The sequence below is a fragment of the Parasphingomonas zepuensis genome (assembly GCF_036663735.1).
GTDB lineage: Bacteria > Pseudomonadota > Alphaproteobacteria > Sphingomonadales > Sphingomonadaceae > Sphingomonas.
Map to the genome: position 1 here is coordinate 764,371 of NZ_JAXOJO010000001.1, position 18,541 is coordinate 782,911.

Annotated in this window: 19 protein-coding genes; 3 read left to right on the plus strand and 16 right to left on the minus strand. The window is 68.2% G+C overall.

The window, feature by feature from the left end:
- Nucleotides 1-16: 16 nt before the first annotated feature.
- From U1769_RS03690 to U1769_RS03750, 13 genes are all read right to left on the minus strand, one after another.
- Nucleotides 17-1,495, minus strand: coding sequence for a hypothetical protein (locus U1769_RS03690; protein WP_332712085.1), 1,479 nt, complete (start codon nt 1,493-1,495; stop codon nt 17-19).
- Between the two features lie 4 nt (nt 1,496-1,499).
- Entirely contained in the window at nt 1,500-2,006 is a 507-nt protein-coding gene (locus tag U1769_RS03695; protein ID WP_332712088.1) for a DUF2306 domain-containing protein, read from the minus strand.
- Nucleotides 2,007-2,068: 62 nt separating this feature from the next.
- Nucleotides 2,069-2,536 (minus strand): hypothetical protein, encoded by a 468-nt coding sequence (locus U1769_RS03700; RefSeq protein ID WP_332712091.1) that lies wholly within the window; start codon nt 2,534-2,536, stop codon nt 2,069-2,071.
- 14 nt (nt 2,537-2,550) lie between these two features.
- The gene (locus U1769_RS03705; protein WP_332713645.1) at nt 2,551-3,042 is read right to left on the minus strand and encodes a demethoxyubiquinone hydroxylase family protein; all 492 of its coding nucleotides are present in this window, start codon (nt 3,040-3,042) and stop codon (nt 2,551-2,553) included.
- Between the two features lie 41 nt (nt 3,043-3,083).
- Nucleotides 3,084-3,590 (minus strand): disulfide bond formation protein B, encoded by a 507-nt coding sequence (locus tag U1769_RS03710; protein WP_332712093.1) that lies wholly within the window; start codon nt 3,588-3,590, stop codon nt 3,084-3,086.
- A 34-nt stretch (nt 3,591-3,624) separates the two neighbouring features.
- Entirely contained in the window at nt 3,625-4,956 is a 1,332-nt protein-coding gene (locus tag U1769_RS03715; protein ID WP_332712095.1) for a S41 family peptidase, read from the minus strand.
- Nucleotides 4,957-5,088: 132 nt separating this feature from the next.
- Nucleotides 5,089-6,294, minus strand: coding sequence for a murein hydrolase activator EnvC family protein (locus tag U1769_RS03720; RefSeq protein WP_332712097.1), 1,206 nt, complete (start codon nt 6,292-6,294; stop codon nt 5,089-5,091).
- Between the two features lie 4 nt (nt 6,295-6,298).
- Nucleotides 6,299-6,721: a 23S rRNA (pseudouridine(1915)-N(3))-methyltransferase RlmH gene (locus tag U1769_RS03725; protein WP_332712099.1), complete on the minus strand. Its 423-nt coding sequence runs from the start codon at nt 6,719-6,721 to the stop codon at nt 6,299-6,301.
- A 6-nt stretch (nt 6,722-6,727) separates the two neighbouring features.
- Nucleotides 6,728-7,129, minus strand: coding sequence for a ribosome silencing factor (gene rsfS, locus U1769_RS03730; RefSeq protein WP_332712101.1), 402 nt, complete (start codon nt 7,127-7,129; stop codon nt 6,728-6,730).
- An 8-nt stretch (nt 7,130-7,137) separates the two neighbouring features.
- Nucleotides 7,138-7,755: a nicotinate-nucleotide adenylyltransferase gene (locus tag U1769_RS03735; RefSeq protein ID WP_332712104.1), complete on the minus strand. Its 618-nt coding sequence runs from the start codon at nt 7,753-7,755 to the stop codon at nt 7,138-7,140.
- Nucleotides 7,752-8,033, minus strand: coding sequence for a type II toxin-antitoxin system RelE/ParE family toxin (locus U1769_RS03740; protein ID WP_332712107.1), 282 nt, complete (start codon nt 8,031-8,033; stop codon nt 7,752-7,754). The genes U1769_RS03735 and U1769_RS03740 overlap by 4 nt, the downstream gene beginning before the upstream one ends.
- Complete coding sequence (locus U1769_RS03745; protein ID WP_332712110.1) at nt 8,033-8,290, minus strand: CopG family ribbon-helix-helix protein; 258 nt, start codon at nt 8,288-8,290, stop codon at nt 8,033-8,035. Before U1769_RS03745 ends, U1769_RS03740 begins: the two co-directional genes overlap by 1 nt.
- A 94-nt stretch (nt 8,291-8,384) precedes the next feature.
- Complete coding sequence (locus U1769_RS03750) at nt 8,385-9,650, minus strand: glutamate-5-semialdehyde dehydrogenase (protein ID WP_332712113.1); 1,266 nt, start codon at nt 9,648-9,650, stop codon at nt 8,385-8,387.
- Nucleotides 9,651-9,730: 80 nt separating this feature from the next.
- On the opposite strand from U1769_RS03750, the gene U1769_RS03755 reads away from it, so the two are divergent.
- Nucleotides 9,731-10,792, plus strand: coding sequence for a DUF3667 domain-containing protein (locus tag U1769_RS03755; protein ID WP_332712116.1), 1,062 nt, complete (start codon nt 9,731-9,733; stop codon nt 10,790-10,792).
- A 9-nt stretch (nt 10,793-10,801) separates the two neighbouring features.
- On the opposite strand, the gene U1769_RS03760 is transcribed toward U1769_RS03755, so the two are convergent.
- Nucleotides 10,802-11,170, minus strand: coding sequence for a hypothetical protein (locus U1769_RS03760; protein ID WP_332712119.1), 369 nt, complete (start codon nt 11,168-11,170; stop codon nt 10,802-10,804).
- A gap of 144 nt (nt 11,171-11,314) precedes the next feature.
- Between U1769_RS03760 and U1769_RS03765 the strand changes: the two genes are divergently transcribed.
- Nucleotides 11,315-13,012, plus strand: a complete 1,698-nt coding sequence (locus tag U1769_RS03765; RefSeq protein WP_332712122.1) for an Hsp70 family protein — start codon at nt 11,315-11,317, stop codon at nt 13,010-13,012.
- Nucleotides 13,009-15,456 carry a hypothetical protein gene (locus U1769_RS03770; protein WP_332712125.1) on the plus strand — a complete coding sequence of 816 codons (2,448 nt, stop codon included), beginning with the start codon at nt 13,009-13,011 and terminating at the stop codon, nt 15,454-15,456. Before U1769_RS03765 ends, U1769_RS03770 begins: the two co-directional genes overlap by 4 nt.
- A 21-nt stretch (nt 15,457-15,477) precedes the next feature.
- On the opposite strand, the gene ftsH is transcribed toward U1769_RS03770, so the two are convergent.
- Entirely contained in the window at nt 15,478-17,439 is a 1,962-nt protein-coding gene (gene ftsH, locus U1769_RS03775) for an ATP-dependent zinc metalloprotease FtsH (RefSeq protein ID WP_332712128.1), read from the minus strand.
- A gap of 78 nt (nt 17,440-17,517) precedes the next feature.
- Nucleotides 17,518-18,540: a tRNA lysidine(34) synthetase TilS gene (gene tilS, locus U1769_RS03780; RefSeq protein WP_332712130.1), complete on the minus strand. Its 1,023-nt coding sequence runs from the start codon at nt 18,538-18,540 to the stop codon at nt 17,518-17,520.
- Nucleotide 18,541: the final 1 nt, after the last annotated feature.

Consider the following 18,541-nt stretch of genomic DNA (forward strand, 5'->3'; position numbering starts at 1 on the left):
CGGATAGCGACGCCGGTTACGCGGCAGCCGATCGGCTGCCCAGCGGCACTGCAGCCGGCTGGCCGAGCTGGCGGATCAGCCACCACAGCAACGGCGCTGCGACGACGAGCCACGGGATGAGGCCGAGGCCCGCCGACCAGCCCCAATAATCCCCCGCGATCGTCCGGATCTCGCCGCGCAGGAACATCGGCATGATCGGATTGACCAGCGGAAAGCGGAAACCCTGCGGCGCGGCGATCTCGGCCGCCGCGATGGCGAGGTTGATGATCATGCCCGAGGCGATCAGTCCGGCGATCCAGCCGCGCCCGGACGCACGCCAGCCCTGCCACAGCGGCGCCAGCCCCAGAGCGAGAAAGCCGATCGCCGGCACTGAATGGCGCGGGCCCGTGGCATAGCCACCGTCCCAATAGACATAGGCCGAATTGTAGAGGAGCACGCCGATCGCGATTGCAGTGCAGAGCCAGCCGAGATCGCGCGTGGCCGGGTTCCGGATCAGCCGGGCCAGCCCGAACGGCGCGAGCATCAGCACCGGGGCGACCCAGACCAGGCCGCGTTCAGTGCCGAAGACGATCTGCGCCAGCACCTCGATCTTGGGATAGGTGAGGCCGAAGAAACCCTGCTTCATGCCGTTGAAGCCGACCACGCCTTCATAGCCCACCTTGAACGGCGTGCCGAAGGCGATCTGGTTATACACCAGCAGCGGCACCAGCGCGACGAGCCCCGCCGCCGCCGCGAGCCCGAACAGGCGCGCGCGAACCGGCCAGGCGACCGCGCGCGTCCGCCAGATCGTCCAGAGGACGATGGGCAGCCCGGGAATGACCACGGAGAATTCTACGACCAGCGCCCAGCCGAGCGCCGCCCCCGCCAGCAACGGATAGCGCCATTGGCCGATCGCATCGCCCGAGGTGCCCCGCCAGATCGCCCAGGTAGCGATCAGCATCAGCGCGCCGACCGGCGCATGGCCGAACAAGGTGGTCGACCAGCCCCAGACCGGCGTCGCCAGGGCATAAGCGAGCGCCGTGACGAACCCGGCGCTGGCGCTGCCGGTGATGCCGGTCGCGAGATCGAGCAACAGCACCGTGGCGAGCGCCGTGAGCACCGCGACCGTCATCGCCACCGCGATCCGCTGGCGCAGGCGCATATAATCCCACAGGCCGGGATCGCCCATCGTCTTGGCGAGAGGCGCGGCGGTGGTGCCGGTGAGCGTGTCGGCGATCCACACCGCCGGCATCGCCATCACCGTCATGCCGGGCGCCTTGTCGAGATAGGTGTGCTTGCCGAATTCCGCCTTGTCGATCGTCAGCTTGCCGAATTCGTCAATCGTCGCATCGCCCTGCTCGACCAAAGAGACCGCCGCGAACAGCCGGGTCGAGTTGTTGGGATTATATTCCGACGAGCCGAACCAGATGATCGAGAACCAGACGAGCACGAACAACCCGAAGGCAAGCTTGCGCGGCCCGCGGACGGGGAACTGGCCGGTCGGCATATCGATCATGATTTCAGCCAAACAGCCATGCGCCGAGCATCCGCCCGAACGGGAAAGTGAAGAAGCCGGCGACGAGCAAGGCGCCCGTCACCATGCCGCGCACCTGGGTGCGGTGGCGCGCGACGCGGTGATTCCGCGCATTCCACCAGATCAGCGGCGCGACGACGATCACATAGGCCGAGATGAGATGGATAATGCTGAGCCCGCCCTGGCGACTTTCGCGCACGCCGAAGGACAGGATCGCCGTCAGCAGCATCGCCGCCACCCAGATTTTGCCGAGCAGCCGATGCGGCCGATCGCCGCGCGGGCGGAGCAGCATCACCGGCGTGAGAGCAAGCGCTGGCAGGATGGTGGCGAGATGCGCCCAGACCAGTGGCGGGACGGCGCCCCAGTGCGGATAACCCCGCGCCAGCGCGACGAGCACCGCCGCCAGCAGCACGATCGCGGCTACTGCCAGGAATTTCTCATATCCATCAGCCGCGAGCGGTTTCGCCCGCGTTCCGGCCTGCACCGTCGCCATCGTATGTCCCGCTCCCCGAGGAGACTGCCTCCTAACCGAAGCGCCCGCCCCCGGTCAAAGCGTCAGGGAAGCGAATCCTCGAGGCTCTGCTGAGCGGCCTTTTTCTGCTGGTTCTCGCGCTTCGGCTGTCGCGCCTGCTGAAGGAAGCAGCCGCTCTGGCCGCCGGCGCCCACGGTGGAACAACTGCCCACGCCGCCGGCAACGGTGGGGTCGTCGACCAGGCCCTGTGCCCGGACCGCCCAGCTCTGGTTTTCGGGCGTGATCTGCAGTTCGCGCACGTCCTTGGGGATGCGGAACTGCTCACTGGGGGTGCCGCGCACGCACACCACGACTTCGGCGCCGTCGGCATTGGTCGGGCAGCGTTCGTTGCCGAACAAGGTCAGCACACCGTTCACCGGCGCGCTGCGCGACACCTCGGCCGGCCCTTCGGGCGCCGCCGGGCGCGCGCCCGGCAGCATCGGGCCAGCGACCTGCGCGCCGGCCGGGCTGAGCGCGGCCAGCGCCAGCGCCCCTGCCATGATCCTGAGCATCGTCATTCTCCCGTTCAAATCCGCTTGGCCGTCGCGATGGCCGCCTTGCAGCCGAGGCGGATCAGGCCGCTCAGCAGGGGATAGCCAAAGGCGCGCTCGGCGCCGGAGGCGAGCGCGGTGTCGCGATGCTCGACCTCTTCAGCCTGAAAATCCGCGATTGCGGCCGATAGTTCCGGGTCGCTCTGCGCCAGGGTGGCGAGCTGCTCCGAATAATGTTTGTCGATCTCTGTCTCGACTGCGGCGGTGCAGGCCATCGCCGCCTCCGGTCCGATCGCCGCCGTCACCGCGCCGAGCGCGAAACCGGCGACGTTCCAGATGGGCTGGAGCAGAGTCGGCCGCACGCCGCGCCGCGCCATCATCGCATCGAAAAAGGCGCGGTGGCGCTCCTCCTGCCCGGCCATGCCGGCGATCTTCCGCGCGGCCGGCGTCCGATCGCCCATCACGGCGAGCTGGCCGGCATAGATGCGCGTGGCGCCATATTCGCCGGCCTGATCGACCCGGATCATCGATTCGGTCGCGCGTTTCGCGTCGCCGGGGCGCCAGCCGCTCACCGGGCGAACGCCGAAACCCGCCGCCGACGGCGCATCAGCCACAAGATGGCGATGCCGCCGGCAAGCGAGAAGATCGCGTTGAATCCGGCGAGCGAGATACCGAACAGCGACCATTGCGGGACGTCGCAGCGCACCACGGGGGCGGCCATGATCCGCTTCAGCATGTCCTCGACCGATCCGCCGCTGCCCTGCATCGTCGTGGCGCAGGCTGTAATCCCGTCCCACCAATGATATTCGACGCCGGCGTGGAACACGCCGATCCCGCCGCTCACCAGAATCGCAAGCGCCGCCGCGGCGACCAGCGCGCGCTTGCTGGCGGTGCCGGGCGCGACAAAGGCCATCGCAGCAAGCGCGATCGCGGCATAATGCGGCCAGCGCTGCCAGTGGCACATCTCGCACGGGAACAGCCCGCCGATGAATTGCGAGCCGAGCGCGCCGGACATCAGCGCCAGCGGCAGCAGCAGCGCGAGCCAGCGCGCGGCGACGAAACGATCGCGGATCATGCCGCGGGCCGGGGGCAATGGCGGGGGAATAGGCTCATTTGCGGGCCACCGCCGCGACCTGGGGCTGCGGCACGGCGCCGAGCCGGCCGAGCGTCTTCAGCGCGTAATCGAGCTGGAAATCCTCGATTCCCTTCGCCTTGAGCTGATCGGGCGTGGCGGCGAAGCGCGGATCGGTCTTGGTATCTTCCTCGAGCACCGAATTGTCGGCCTTCACTTCGTTGATCAGGTGACGGCGCAGATCGGCCTCGCGGAACACCGGGCGCGATTTGTAGTCGGGATCAGAAATCTGCGGCACCTTGATGTCCGGCTCGATCCCGCCTTCCTGCACCGAGCGGCCCGACGGCGTGTAATAGCGCGAGGTGGTCAGGCGCAGCGCGGTGGCGTTGCCCAGATCGAGCACGGTCTGCACTGATCCCTTGCCGAACGAGCGTTCGCCCATGACCAGCGCGCGGTGATGATCCTGCAGCGCGCCGGCGACGATTTCCGAGGCTGACGCGGTACCGGCATTGGTCAGCACGATCACCGGCAGGCCGCGGGCATAATCGCCGTTGCGGGCATAGAAACGCTGGATATCGTTCTTCTCGCGGCCGCGTTCGGAGACGATCTCGCCATAATTCAGGAAATTGTCGGCGACGCTGACGGCTTCGTCGCGCAGGCCGCCGCCATTGTCGCGCAGATCTACGATATAGCCGAGCGGCGGACGGCCGAGCGACTTCTCGATGCCCAGGATCGCCGCCTTGGTCGCTTCGCCGGTATTTTCCGAGAAGGTGTTGATGTTGATGATGCCGATGCCGTTCTTCACTTCCCACTTGACCGGCTTCTGCACGATCTTCTCGCGCACCATCGACAGCTCGATCGGCTTGTCGCGGCCGGGCCGGATCAGGGTCAGCTGGATCTTGCTGCCAGGCGGGCCGCGCATCTCGGTGATCGCCTCGTCGAGCGTCTCGCCGTAGATCAGTTTGCCGTTGATGTGGGTGATATAGTCGCCCGACTTGACCCCGGCGCGCCAGCCCGGCGTGTCCTCCTGCGGCGAGATCACCTTGACCGCGCCGTCCTCCATCGTGACCGTCAAGCCGAGCCCGCCATAGCTGCCCGAGGTCTGGATTCGCAGATTGTCGTAATCGAGCCCGGTCTCATAGGCGCTGTGCGGATCGAGTGCCGCGAGCATGCCCGAGATCGCACCCTTGATCAGCGTCTTGTCGTCGACCTTGTCGACATATTCGACCTTCACGCGATTGAAGACGTCCATGAACTGGTCGATCTCGCGGTACGTGCCGCTGTCGACTGCAGCCATGGCGCTGGTGCCGATGGGAATGATCGCGAGGACCGCAGCAATCGCAGTGGCCTGAAGAAGGGCGCGTGACATAAGTTACTACCTAGGAAACCGGTTTGGGGCATCGTAGCGGTATTTGGCCCCCGATCAAATGCCCTGGATCAAAGCGCAACGCGGCTGAACGGGAGGTGACTTCCGATTTCCAGCCGGAACGGGCGGGCACGATCAGCCGAGCAGCGCCGTCATGTCGATCGCGCGATCCCGGCGGCGCAGCTCGACCGTGACTCGGGGATCGTCGCCCGTGCCCGCGCGGCCGACTGGCGCGCCCTGCGCCACCGTCTGCCCGACCCGGGCGGAAAGCGCTCCGAGCCCCGTTATGAGCGAGGTCCAGCCGCCGCCATGATCGACGATCACGATCATGCCATAAGCGCGGAACGGGCCGGCATAGGCGATCCGGCCGGCGGCGGGCGCGACCACCGCCGCCCCCGACGCGGTGACGATGGTCAGCCCGCGCGAGCGCACCCCGGCATCGGACAGTTCGCCGAGCCCGGTCACCACCCGCCCCGTCACGGGAAGCCGGTAGGGCGGCGTGCCGCCCGCCCAGGATAATGTCTCGATCGGCGACGCCACCTCGCCGGGCCGTAGCGGACGGGGTACCGGGCCCGGCAGCGATTCGAGCGCCTCGCGCGTCGCCGCCTGGTTGCCGAGCTGGTCCATCAGGTCGACGATGTCGCGGGCGGTTTCGCCCAGCGCGATCGCGCGATCCGATTCGAACAGCGCATCGCGGCCGAGCGCACGCGCCTGCAGCCGGTGCGCCGCGGCGAGCCGGGTCAGTGCCAGGCGCTGCTGATCGAGCCGGCTGCGGCTTTCCGCAAGCGACCGGGCGGCACCGGCGGCGCTGGCCTGGAGCTGGCGGGTACGGGCAAGATCGCCCCGGATATCGGCGGTGCGCGCACGGACCACCGGCAGCGTGCTGGCCAGCACCGCGCGGACATGGACCATGTCGCTGACCGAACCCGGCTGGACGATGCCGACCAGCGCCGGCCGCCGGGCAAGCGATTGCAGCGCTGCGACCAGCCGCGTGACCGGCCCCTGCCGCGCCGCGAGATGCGCGCGCTGTGCCGCAAGCTGCCGGTCGACCAGGGCGATCCGCGCCTGCCCGGCGGCGATATCGGCCTCGGCCTGCTGGATCCGGGCCGCCACCGCGGCCTCGAGCGCGCGCGCCTGCGCCGCCTGGTCGGTCGCGCGCGCGGCCGCCCGTTCGAGCCGGGCCGAACGCGCGGCGGCAGCGGCCGACTGCGCCATGGCCTCGTTCAGCCGCTGGCGTTGCGCGGCGGCCGGATTGGGGGGGCGGGGAACCGGGGTCGCAGCCATCGCGGCACCGGCCAGGATAACGGCAGCGGCAAGCGATGCTGTCCCGATCAAGCGCATGCGCTCAACCTTCACGGTGATAGGGATGGTTGGCAAGGATGCTCGTCGCGCGCCACAATTGCTCGGCGAGCATCGCGCGGGCGAGCAGATGCGGCCAGGTCGCGCGGCCGAACGACAGCAGCAGATCGGCACTGGCGCGTTGTCCGTCGTCGAAGCCGTCGGCCGCGCCGATCAGGAAACGCGTCTCGCGCACACCGCCGTCACGCCATTTCTCTAGCCGGTCGGCAAAAGCGCGCGAACCGAGCATCTCCCCGGTTTCGTCGAGCATGACGATCCGCGTGCCGGGATCGACCGCCGGTATCTTGCCGCCGGTATCGGGCAGTTCGGTCAGCTTCACCGGCCAGGCGAGGCGCTTCACATAGCGATCGACCAACTCGGCCTCGGGCCCACGCCCGATCCGGCCGCGCGCGACGATATGGAGCAGCAACGCGGCTTACGCGTCAGGCGTGGGGGCCGCCGGGGTGGGAGGCGCATCGCCGAAAGCCCACATCCGCTCGAGATTGTAGAAGCTGCGCACTTCCGGGCGGAACAGGTGGACGATCACGTCGCCCGCATCGATCAACACCCAGTCGGCGGTCGGCAGCCCCTCGATCCGGGTCGACCGGCCAAGCTCGCCCTTGATCTTCTCGGCGAGCTTCGAGGCCATCGAGGCCACCTGGCGCGTCGAACGGCCGCTCGCGATCACCATGTGATCGGCGATGCTGCTCTTGCCCGCGAGCGGGATCGAGATGGTGTCGACGGCCTGATCGTCGTCGAGCGACGCCAGGACGAGCTTGTGCAGCGCCTCCACCTCATCGGGTTCGGACGCACGATACGCAGGGGAAGATGAGGCCAAGACGATTCCTATGTTGAGGGTGGGAGTGGCTCTGGCGGCGCAAAACGGCGCTGCCAGGCGGGATCGGCCATACGAAGCCGGGTCGCAGAGGTAGGGTCGGGGCGGAATCGCAACAGCACGAGTGCCGGCATTCTCCACTTCGTCCAGCTCTTGGCCTGGTCCACGGGCCGCATGAAGCGCCGCAACCAACCCATCGCGGGGGCCGCGTGGGCAGCACCGTCATAGCCCGGACGCGCGACAACCGCAATCGGAACCTCGCGCGCTATGCCGCGCCAATCTTTCCACCGGTCGAACTGGGCGAGATTGTCCGCGCCCATCAGCCAGATGAAGCGGTTTTTGGGGTAGCGCCGGACGAGCGCGCGGACGGTATCGATGGTGTAGCGCGTGCCGAGCTGCAGCTCGATCGCGCTCGGGCGGATCGGCGCGTGCCGCGCCATCGCCCTGGCCGAGGCGAGGCGGACGGCGAGCGGCGCCATGTCGCTTGCCTTCTCCTTGAGCGGATTGCCGGGCGAGACCAGCCACCACACTTCATCGAGCCCGAGCGCGCCGATCGCGGCAAGGCTGATCGCGCGGTGGCCACCATGCGCCGGATTGAACGAGCCGCCAAGGATGCCGATGCGGGTCATTCGGCCAGCCAGTCGGCCGCGCCGTGGCGGACGCGACGGATTTCGATCTCGTTCCCGCGCACCGTGTAGAGCAGTAGGAAGGGCGTGTGCCGCACCGTCCATTTACGTACGCCGGCCTTTGCAATGACGCGGCCGATCTTGGGATTCGCCAGCAGGGGCGCCGCAGCGCCCTCAATCTGGTCGACGTTCGATTCGGCGAGCGCAGGATCGATCCCGTCATAATAGGTGGCGATGGCAAAGACATCGTCGCGGGCCGGCCGCGACCAGATGACACGCATTAGGCTGCGCGCTGCCTGCTAAGCTTCCATTGCCTGACCTCGGCGACCATTTCGTCGTGCGTCAGATAGTCGCCGCGGTCGATCGCATCCTCCCCTTCCTTCAGAAAGGCGAATTGCTCATGCTCTTCGCGGACGAAGCGTTCGATCGCCTTACCCACGAGCCAGGCGCGCGTGCGTTCCTGCATGGCGGCCAGCTCGTCCAGCGAGGCAAGCGTGTCCTGATCGATGCGAGCGGTGATGACGGCGCTTTTGGTCATGTATCGAATGTATACATCCGAATACGCGGAATCAACTTTTCCGTGATTGTCGACAACGCGTCGCCCGATAATCGCAAATCAGCGGAAGCGCGCCTCAGGGCCGCGTCTGCCCCGTGCCGCGCACGATCCACTTATAGGTCGTCAGCCCCTCGAGCGCGACGGGGCCGCGGGCGTGCAGGCGGCCGGTGGCGATGCCGATCTCGGCGCCGAGCCCGAATTCGCCGCCGTCGGCGAATTGAGTCGAGGCGTTCCACAGCACGATCGCGCTGTCGACACCGGCAAGGAAGCGGTCGGCCACGGCCTCGTCATCCGCCACGATCGCATCGGTATGGTGCGATCCGTGCGCCGCGATGTGCGCCATGGCCCCGTCCACGCCGTCGACGATCGCGACCGAAGCGATCGCCTCGAGATATTCGGTGTCCCAATCGGCCGCATCGGCAGCGCCGACCCCCGGCACCAGCGCGCGGATCGCGGCATCGCCGCGCACCTCGCAGCCCGACTCGGCCAGCGCCGTCACCAGTTCGGCAGTGTGGGGCCAGGCGCGGTCGACCAGCAACGTCTCCATCGCGCCGCACACCCCGGTGCGCCGCATCTTGGCATTGATCGTAATCGCCTGCGCCATCGCCGGATCGGCCGAGCCATCGACATAGACATGATTGATCCCGTCGAGATGCGCGAGCACCGGCACGCGCGCCTCTGCCTGGACCCGCGCCACCAGGCTCTTGCCGCCGCGCGGCACGACCAGATCGATCGCGCCCTCCGCCCGGAGCATCGCGCCGACCGCCGCGCGATCGGTGATCGGCACGAGTTGCGCCGCGTCGCCCGGCACGCCGGCGCTCTCCAGGCCGGCGACCAGCGCCGCATGAATCGCGCGGTTGCTGCCGATCGCCTCGGTGCCGCCGCGCAGGATCACGGCATTGCCCGATTTGATGCAGAGCGCCGCGGCGTCGGCCGTCACATTGGGGCGGCTTTCATAGATGATCCCGATCACGCCGATCGGCACGCGGATGCGCCGCAGCACCATGCCATTGGGCCGGCGACTCTCGTCGATCAGTTGGCCCACCGGATCGCGCAGATCGGCCACCGCAGCCACGCCGGCCGCCATGGCCTCGATCCGCCCGGCATCGAGCCGGAGCCGATCGAGCATCGCGTTCGACAGGCCGGCCGCCTCGGCACGAGCCATGTCCTCGGCATTGGCGGCAGCGATTGCCGGCGCAGCGGCGCTAATCGCCTTGGCGGCCGCCTCGAGCGCGCGGCATTTCGCCGCGCTCGACAGGGCGCCCAGCACGCGCGCGCCGGCACGGGCCCGGCGGCCCATATCGGCGATCAGCGCCGCGGAATCGATATCGGCATCGGCCATGGCCGCGTCGCTACCACGACGAACGCGGCCCGCGCAAAGCCCTATCGCCTTTTCGCCGCGCAAGATGATATTCACAGGCGATGAGCGGGGGAATCGAAGCAGCCGGCGATATCGCCACGGGAGCCCTGATCGGGCGCGCGGTAGAACCACACACGGGGGCGGCCCATGCCGGCGGGGCGCAACACGGCCTGTGCCTCAATTGCGGCACCGCCCTTATCGGCGATTATTGCCACGCGTGCGGCCAGGCGGAACATGTCCACCGGTCGCTTGCCTCTATCGGGCACGATCTGCTCCACGGCGTGTTGCATTTCGAGGGCAAGATATGGCGCACCCTGCCGATGCTGGCCTTCCATCCGGGTGCGCTGACACGGCGCTATGTCGCGGGCGAGCGGGCGCGCTTCGTCTCGCCGCTGGCGCTGTTCCTGTTCTCCGTCTTTCTTATGTTCGCGTCGATCCACACGTTCGACGGCGATCTGGAGACGCCGGACATCAGGCCGGCGCAACGCCAGGAGCAGCTTGCCGAGATCGACGCGCAGCTCGCCACGGCGCGGATCGAGCTGAAGGCGGCGGAGGCGGCCCCTGGCCCTGTCGGCGCACCCGACGGACGGCTGCTTGGCGCTCAAGCGGTGGTCAAGTCGCTGACCGCAGCCCGCGCGACCTTGCTTGCCGGCGGGGACATCGTATCCAACGGGTTCGAGACGAAGATCGGCTGGCCCGCGCTCGAAAAGGGCCTCAACAAGGCCAAGCACAATCCCGGCCTGGCGCTCTACAAGCTGCAGACCAGCGCCTATAAATATTCCTGGGGGCTGATCCCCATTTCGGTGCCGTTCGTGGCCTTGCTGTTCCTGTGGCGGCGGCGCTTCAAGCTGTACGATCACGCGATCTTCGTCACCTACTCGCTGGCGTTCATGATGCTGCTGGTGGTGGCGCTCAGCTGGGGCAGCTGGCTCGGCCTGTCGAGCGACGTGATCGCGCCCGTCGCGATGATCGCCCCGCCGGTGCACATGTTCGCGCAGCTGCGCGGCGCCTATTCGCTGCGCAAGCGATCGGCGCTGTGGCGGACCATCGCGCTGATGGTCTTCGCGTTCCTGGCGCTCGTCGCCTTCTCGATGCTGCTGCTAGTGCTCGGCTTGATGAAATGAGCGCCGGGCTCAGCGGCAGGGATAGCGTTTGTCCATGAAGCTGAAAAAGGCCGTCCGCAGACTCGTCCCGCGTTGCGCCCGGGGGATCTTCTGGAAAGCGGCGATCAGCGTGGCCGAATCGATCTTCGCCTGGCCCTTGGGCGGCGGACAGGAACGTGGCTTGCCGCCCGTCGCCCGCGCCGAATCGATCACCGCGCGATAGGCCTCGGCCGCCGTTCTGATCTCGTCGCGGAGCTGGCCGAGCTCGGGCGCCGGCGCTGCCGGCCCTTTGTCGCGGAGCGCGGCGGCCCTGGCGAGGAACTCCTCGACCGTCATCGCCTGCGCCGCCACGGGCAGGATCAGCAGCGCCAGAGCGCCCAGTGCCAGTGATCGCCGCATCCCGTCCCTCCCGTGATCCTGCTCGGTTGGGCGCCGGCCGGGTGAACCGAAAATGAACTGAATCGCCGCATCGGCCAAACGGCCGCTTCACCGCTGCGAGCCGTGCGGTTATGCGGTTGAAATACCGGCGGGGAAGCAGACGCAATGATCATCGGAATCGATCTCGGCACCACCAACAGTGCCGCGGCGGTGTGGCAGGACGGCGCGGCGACGCTGATTCCCAATCGCCTGGGCCAGACGTTGACGCCCTCCGCGGTCAGCATCGACGACAATGGCAATGTGCTGGTCGGCGTCGCCGCGCGCGACCGGCAGGCGAGCCATCCCAAATCCACCGCCACCGCCTTCAAACGCTATATGGGGACGAGGCGCACCACCCGGCTCGGCGGGCGCGACTACAGCGCGGAGGAACTCTCGGCGCTGGTCCTGCGCAGCCTGAAGGAAGATGCCGAGGCGTATCTGGGCGAGCCGGTCGCCGAGGCAGTGATCACGGTGCCCGCCTATTTCAACGACCAGCAGCGCAAGGCGACTCACCGCGCCGGCGAGATCGCCGGCCTGCGCGTCGAGCGGCTGATCAACGAACCGACCGCCGCCGCGCTTGCCTACGGCATCCAGAATCTGGACCGTGAGGCGCGCTTCTTCGTGTTCGACCTGGGCGGCGGCACCTTCGACGTGTCGATCGTCGAGATCTTCGAAGGGATCATCGAGGTCCGCGCCTCGACCGGCGACAACCAGCTTGGCGGCGAGGATTTCAACGAGGTGCTGGTCGGCATGATGCGCGCCGCCTTCGCCGATGACTGGAAGACGGACGAGCGCAGCGATGCGCTCTACCAGAAATTGCGCGAACAGGCCGAGCGCGCGCGCCGCACGATGACGACCGCGCCATCGGCGACGATGCGGCTCGTCTGGAACGGCGTTTCCTGCGAGCATGAGGCGTCCACCGCGGCATTCGAGGAACAGGCCGCGCCGCTGGTCGAGCGGCTGCGCGAACCCGTGCTGCGCGCGCTGCGTGACAGCAACCTGCGGCCCGAGGCGCTGTCCGACATCATCCTGATCGGCGGCGCGACACGCATGCCGGTGGTGCGCCGCGCGGTGGCGCGGATGTTCGGCCGCTTCCCCAACGCGACGATCAATCCGGACGAGGCGGTGGCGCTGGGCGCGGCGGTCCAGGCCGGGCTCAAGGCGCGCGATTCGGCGCTGAAGGAAGTCGTCGTCACGGACGTCTGCCCCTATTCGCTCGGCGTCGAGGTCAGCCGGCAATTGCCGGGCGGCACCTATGAGCACGGCCTGTTCGCGCCGATCCTCGAGCGCAACACGGTGATCCCGGCGAGCCGGGTCCACAGCTTCTCCACCATGCACGCCAACCAGACCGAGGTGGTTTTCGGCATCTACCAGGGCGAAGGCCGGCTGGTCCGCGACAACGTCAAGATCGGCGAGACCAAGGTGAAGGTGCCGCGCGGGCCCGCGGGCGAGCGGATCGACGTGCGCTTCTCCTATGACGTGAGCGGGCTGCTCGAAGTCGATATCCTGGTCGAGAAATCGGGCCTGCGCACGCAGTTGCTCATCAACGACGATCCGGCCGGCGACGCCGCCGCGATCGCCGAGCGCCGCGCCACGCTCGCCGCGCTCAAGACGCATCCGCGCGAGGACGAACTGAATCGCGCGGCTCTGGCGCGTGGCGAGAAATGCTTCGAGAATTTCCTCGGCGAGGAGCGCGCGGCGATCGATTATCTGATCGGGCAGTTCCAGCAGGTGCTCGACGCGCAGGATCCGCGTGCGGTCGAGCATGCGCGGACCGAGTTCCACGCCGCGCTCGACCGGATCGAGGGCGAGCGGTTCCTGTGACGAGCGTCTGGGACGTCCTGGAGATCCCCAGCGGCAGCGACCGCGATGCCATCCGCCGCGCCTATGCGAAGAAGCTGCGGGTCACGCACCCGGAGGACGATCCCGAAGGGTTCAAGCGGCTGCGCGCCGCCTATGAAGCGGCGCTCGATCAGCATGATTATGCCGTGCGCTGGGCCGACTATGAGGATTCGGAAGAGGAAGAGGCCGACGAAGCGGTCGATCCCGCGCCCCATGACTGGAACATGCCGGTCCAGCCTGTCGAATCCCCGGATGCGACATACGCCCCCGCCGTCGCGACGCCCGAGCTCGACGCGATGCTCGCCGAACGCGAGGCAGAGCTGGCGGCCCTGCGCGCGGCCATGGCCGACCTCGAAGCCGGGCTGCGCGGCCCCTGGCGCCCCGGCGATGCAGTGCTGGAGGAGCGGCTGAACGCCATCCTCGCATCGCCCGCCATGGGCGAAATCCGCATCCGCGACGATGTCGAGCCCTGGCTCGCCGACCTGCTTGCCGCGACCGTCCCGCATAGCGACGCGGTGCTGCTGCAGTCGGTCCAGGCGTTCGGCTGGGGTGGGGACAACCATCATCTGCGCGGTACGAGCTGGTCGATCTCGACGGTGCTCGGCCGGCTCGACGAGTGGCGGATCATCGAGGGGCTCAATCACCACAGCCACGCTTATCATCCGGCGTGGCGATCGCTGACCCGCCCGCCCGGGGCCTGGTGGTCGTGGCGGCTCGACGCGTTCCGGCCCGGCATGATCGACGGGGTCGAGGCACTGCTCGGCGAGCATGGCGACGTCGCGCCGGGCCTGCACCATTCGTTCAAGGCCGCCTCGGTCGACCGCTGGCGGCGATTCCTCGCCAAGCCACGCCTGACGCTCGGCATTCTCGCGATGATTCCGATCGCGTTCCTCGCCACCCTGTGGCTCGGCTATGTCGTGGCGGGCACCGGCTTGGTGAGCGACGCCTGGATGATCGGGGGCATCGCGTCCATCGGCTTCCTGACGCCCGCCGCCATCCTGTACACCTTGGCACCGTGGCGGAAACGCTGGCGTGCTTCGGAAAATCATCCGCGCTGGCAACGCGAGGGCTGGCTCGGCGCGTTTGCACTGCTGGCGTTCGCCGCCGCGGTGCTGCCGCGCCCATGGTGGCCCGCGCTGATTCTCCTGCCCGCCATGGTGGTCGCCGCCTGGACCTATGTGGCGGCGCAGCGCACCGAGCCCGGTCCCTTGGGGATGCGCGGTGGCGCCGCGACTGTCGCCGCGGCCGCATTCTTCAGCCTGGCGATGATCGACCAGCTGGCGCCGGCCGAGTCCTTCGCGCTTGGCACGGTTGCGGCGTTGCTCCTCTATTTTCGAATCGCAACCTGGCCGGCGGTGCGGATCGCGCTTGAACACCTGCTGTGGCGACACCGCGAATGGATCATCCTGGGCTGCGTCGTCGCCGGGCTTGGCGCAGCGGCCGGCATCTGGTGGGTGCGCAGCCTGTGGCAGCCCGTCGTGCCCTTCTATCCTGTGGCGCTGGTCGCCATGGCGCTCGTACCGCTGGTCGGCGCGCCGGATCGCGGCTTTGGGGGTCCGCCGCGCTGGATCGCGCGTGTCCTGCTGATGCTCGCCTTTCTCTGGGCGCTCGGGGCTTCGCTGCCGCCCGTGAAACGTACCGCGGCGCCGCCCGACCGTTCCGTCGTGACCGCGCCGGTGGACCCGTTGCAGGCCCCGCTGCCCCCGGAGCAGTCGGAGCGATCGAGGCTGGAGAACCGTGAAACGGCCGCTCTGGAGAGCATCGATGCCACCATGGCGATGCTGGAGCGCGAGCAGCCCGGCTTCCGCCAGGTACGACAAGGCAACAGACCACTCTACGCCAAGGTCCGTGACGTGATGACGCGCTATTATCGATATGAAATCACCCGCGACAAGGCCGACGCCCTGGTCGGAGCGCTGATCGATGAGGCCTATGACCGGATGGCGCCGGATGCGGACAGCGCATTGCTGATCGAGGGGCTACGCCTCCGGCTGGAACGGGAGCAGATTCTGCGGCAGAGCGACCCCGCCGCCTGTGCCTCGGGCGCAGCGCCCGGCGACGATCAAGCCCTGCCGGACGCGTTGCGCAAACGCCAGAACGCGCACTTCTTCGCCGTCGTCTCGACGCCGCCGGCCACCCGCCGGGAGATTGCCGCCGGCACCGCCATCAGTGGGACGGCCCTCTCGTCTCGAGTCGCGACTGCGCTCCATATCGACGCGCAGACGCTGAACGACCGGATCATGGGCAAGCAGGGGCCCGTAGCGAAATGCGAAGTGCGCATCGCCGTCACCCAGGCGCTGCTCGACCATCGCCTGGACGACCTCGCGGCGACGCTGCGCCGGGACTTGCGGCGGCTGCGTGACAGGAAATCCGCCGAACCCGGAACGACAAAGGCCGGCGACCGCCAGGAGCAGTCGCCGGCCTGAAGCCGCGGGGTCGGGCAGGCCTTACGCGCCCTGAGGCGCTGGCGTGCCGAACGGGCCCTTGGGCCGCCGCGTGCGCGGGATCGACGTGCCGCCGGTCGGTATCGCGGGGCCCTTGGGTCCACTGTCCATCCGGCCGATTTCCTCTCCGGCGATCAGCTTCTTGATCTCGTCGCCGGACAGGGTTTCATATTCGAGCAGCGCGCCGGCCAGCAGATGGAGCTGGTCGAGATGCTTGCTCAGCAGTTCCTTGGCGCGATTGAGGCCGCCTTCGACGATCGTCTTGATCTCGTCGTCGATCAGCTGAGCCGTCTGGTTCGACATGCGCATCGGGCGGCTTGACGAATAGCCCAGGAAGCTCTCGCCCTCGGGCTCGGCATATTCGAGCGGGCCGAGCTTGTCCGACATGCCCCAGCGCGTGACCATGTCGCGGGCCAGGCCAGTGGCGTACTGGATATCGCTCGATGCGCCGGACGAGACCTTGTCGTAGCCGAAGATCACTTCCTCGGCGACACGCCCGCCCATCGAGACGGCAAGGTTCGCGTACATCTTGTCGCGGTGATAGCTGTACGAATCGCGCTCCGGCAGCCGCATGACCATGCCCAGGGCGCGGCCGCGCGGGATGATCGTTGCCTTGTGGATCGGATCGGACGCCGGCTCGTGCAGCGCGACGATGGCATGGCCGGCCTCATGATACGCGGTCATGCGCTTCTCGTCGTCGGTCATCACCATGGAACGCCGCTCGGCGCCCATCATGACCTTGTCCTTGGCTTCCTCGAACTCGGCCATGGCGACCAGCCGCTTGCCCTTGCGTGCCGCAGTCAGCGCCGCCTCGTTGACGAGGTTGGCGAGATCGGCGCCCGAGAAGCCCGGCGTGCCGCGCGCGATGGTGCGCGCGTCAACGTCCGGCGCCAGTGGCACCTTCTTCATATGGACCTCGAGGATCTTCACACGGCCCTCGATATCCGGTCGCGGCACCACGACCTGGCGATCGAAGCGGCCCGGCCGCAGCAAGGCGGGATCGAGCACGTCGGGACGGTTGGTCGCGGCGATGATGATGATGCCTTCGTTCGCCTCGAAGCCGTCCATCTCGACCAGCAGCTGGTTCAGCGTCTGCTCGCGCTCGTCATTGCCGTTGCCGAGGCCGGCACCGCGATGGCGGCCGACCGCGTCGATCTCGTCGATGAAGACGATGCACGGCGCCGATTTCTTGGCCTGCTCGAACATGTCGCGCACGCGGCTTGCGCCCACGCCGACGAACATCTCGACAAAGTCCGAACCGGAAATGGTGAAGAAGGGCACGCCCGCCTCACCCGCAATGGCACGGGCGAGCAGCGTCTTGCCGGTGCCGGGCGAGCCGACCAGCAAGGCGCCCTTTGGAATCTTGCCGCCGAGCCGGGCGAATTTGGTCGGGTCCTTCAGGAACTCGACGATCTCCTCGAGCTCCTCGCGCGCTTCGTCGATGCCGGCCACGTCGGCAAAGGTCACCTTGCCCTCGCGCTGAGTCAGCATCTTCGCGCGGCTCTTGCCGAAGCCCATCGCGCCGGAGCCAGAATTCTTCTGCATCTGGCGCAGCACGAAGAAGGCGATGCCGAGGAACAGCAGGAACGGCAGCGACTGGACCAGCAGATACTGCCAGATCGGCGGACCATCCTCCGGCTTGGCCGTGATCGTCACGTTCTTCTCGCGCAGGCGATCCGTCAGCCGGGGATCGGCCGGTGCGTAGGTCCGGAACTTGGTGGTGTCCTTCAGGGTGCCGGTGATCACCTCACCCGCGACATTGACGTCCTGCACGGTGCCCGCCTCGACCTTGTCGAGGAACGCCGAATACGGGATCGTGCTGCTCGCCGCCGGCTGGGCGCGACCATCGATCATGGTCACGAACAGCGCCAGGCCGACGAGGATGCCGACCCAGATCAGCAAGCTCTTCATCCAGGGGTTGCCGCCCCCGCTATCCGGGCTGGGCTGCTTGTCATTGTCGTTCATGGGTATCCGGTACCTTTCGGCCTACAAGATAAGCGGTGTGCGGTTAATGGCAATGGACCAGCGTCATGCTTTCGGCGATCAGTGTGATCGGCGCGGCGGGGCAAGTTCGAAGCGCCAGCGCCGGCCCGCACGCGCGGCGACCTCCGCCAGCGTGCCATGCTCGCCGGCATCGAGCGCGGCCACCAGCCGGTCGAGCCCCGTGCCGCGCCAGACGCCGGGAACATCGAATTCGAATCGGATATACTCGATCGCCCTGTGAACGAGGCGACGACGCAGTTCATAGGGAAGGCCCGAGACGTCGAGCCAGACCGTCTCATGGTCCTCGATCGCGGCGCGCGCGTTCCATTCGCGCGCCACGATCCATTCGAGCGCGTCCTCCGCATGGCGCAGATTCTGCGCGGCCAGGGCCAGCCGGTCAGGCGGCAGATCGGGCGACGCATCAATCAGCTGGCGGATTCGACTGCGGTCGAAGCGCGGATGCACGTTCGACGGATCGGCCACCGGGACGATGCCGGCCGCGGCCACCACACCAGCAAGCTCGACATGCGACCAGCCGAGCAACGGCCTGAGCAGCCGGGGACCGGGAAGGCCGCCCGGAAACTCCTGGACCGCCGCCATCGCGGCGAGCCCGCCGACGCCGGCACCCCGACGGGCGCGCATCAGGAAGCCCTCGGCCACGTCGTCGCGGTGATGCGCGGTCGCGAAAAACTCCACCCGCCACGGACGATCGCCGCGGACCGTGCCCGACCCGGCCCAGAAGCCAAGCAGGCTGTAACGCGCGCCGCGCGCCTGATCCTGCAGATTGCCGCTAACGATCAGGTTCGGCGGCACGGTCAGCACCGCATGCGGCACACCGAGCCCCCGACAGATTCCGGTGACGAACGCTGCCTCGCCGGCCGCCTCCGGCCTGAGGCCGTGATCGACCGTCGCGGCCTCCACCGATCCCGGATATGCAGCGGCGGCGAGCAGCAGCAGCGCGAGGCTGTCCGCGCCGCCCGACACGGCCACGCCGAGCTTGCGGCCCGGTTCCGGAACGCCTTCCCCCAGCCGCTCGAAATCGCGCCTGAACCGCGCGACGAGTGCCGGATCGGGAGCGCTCACC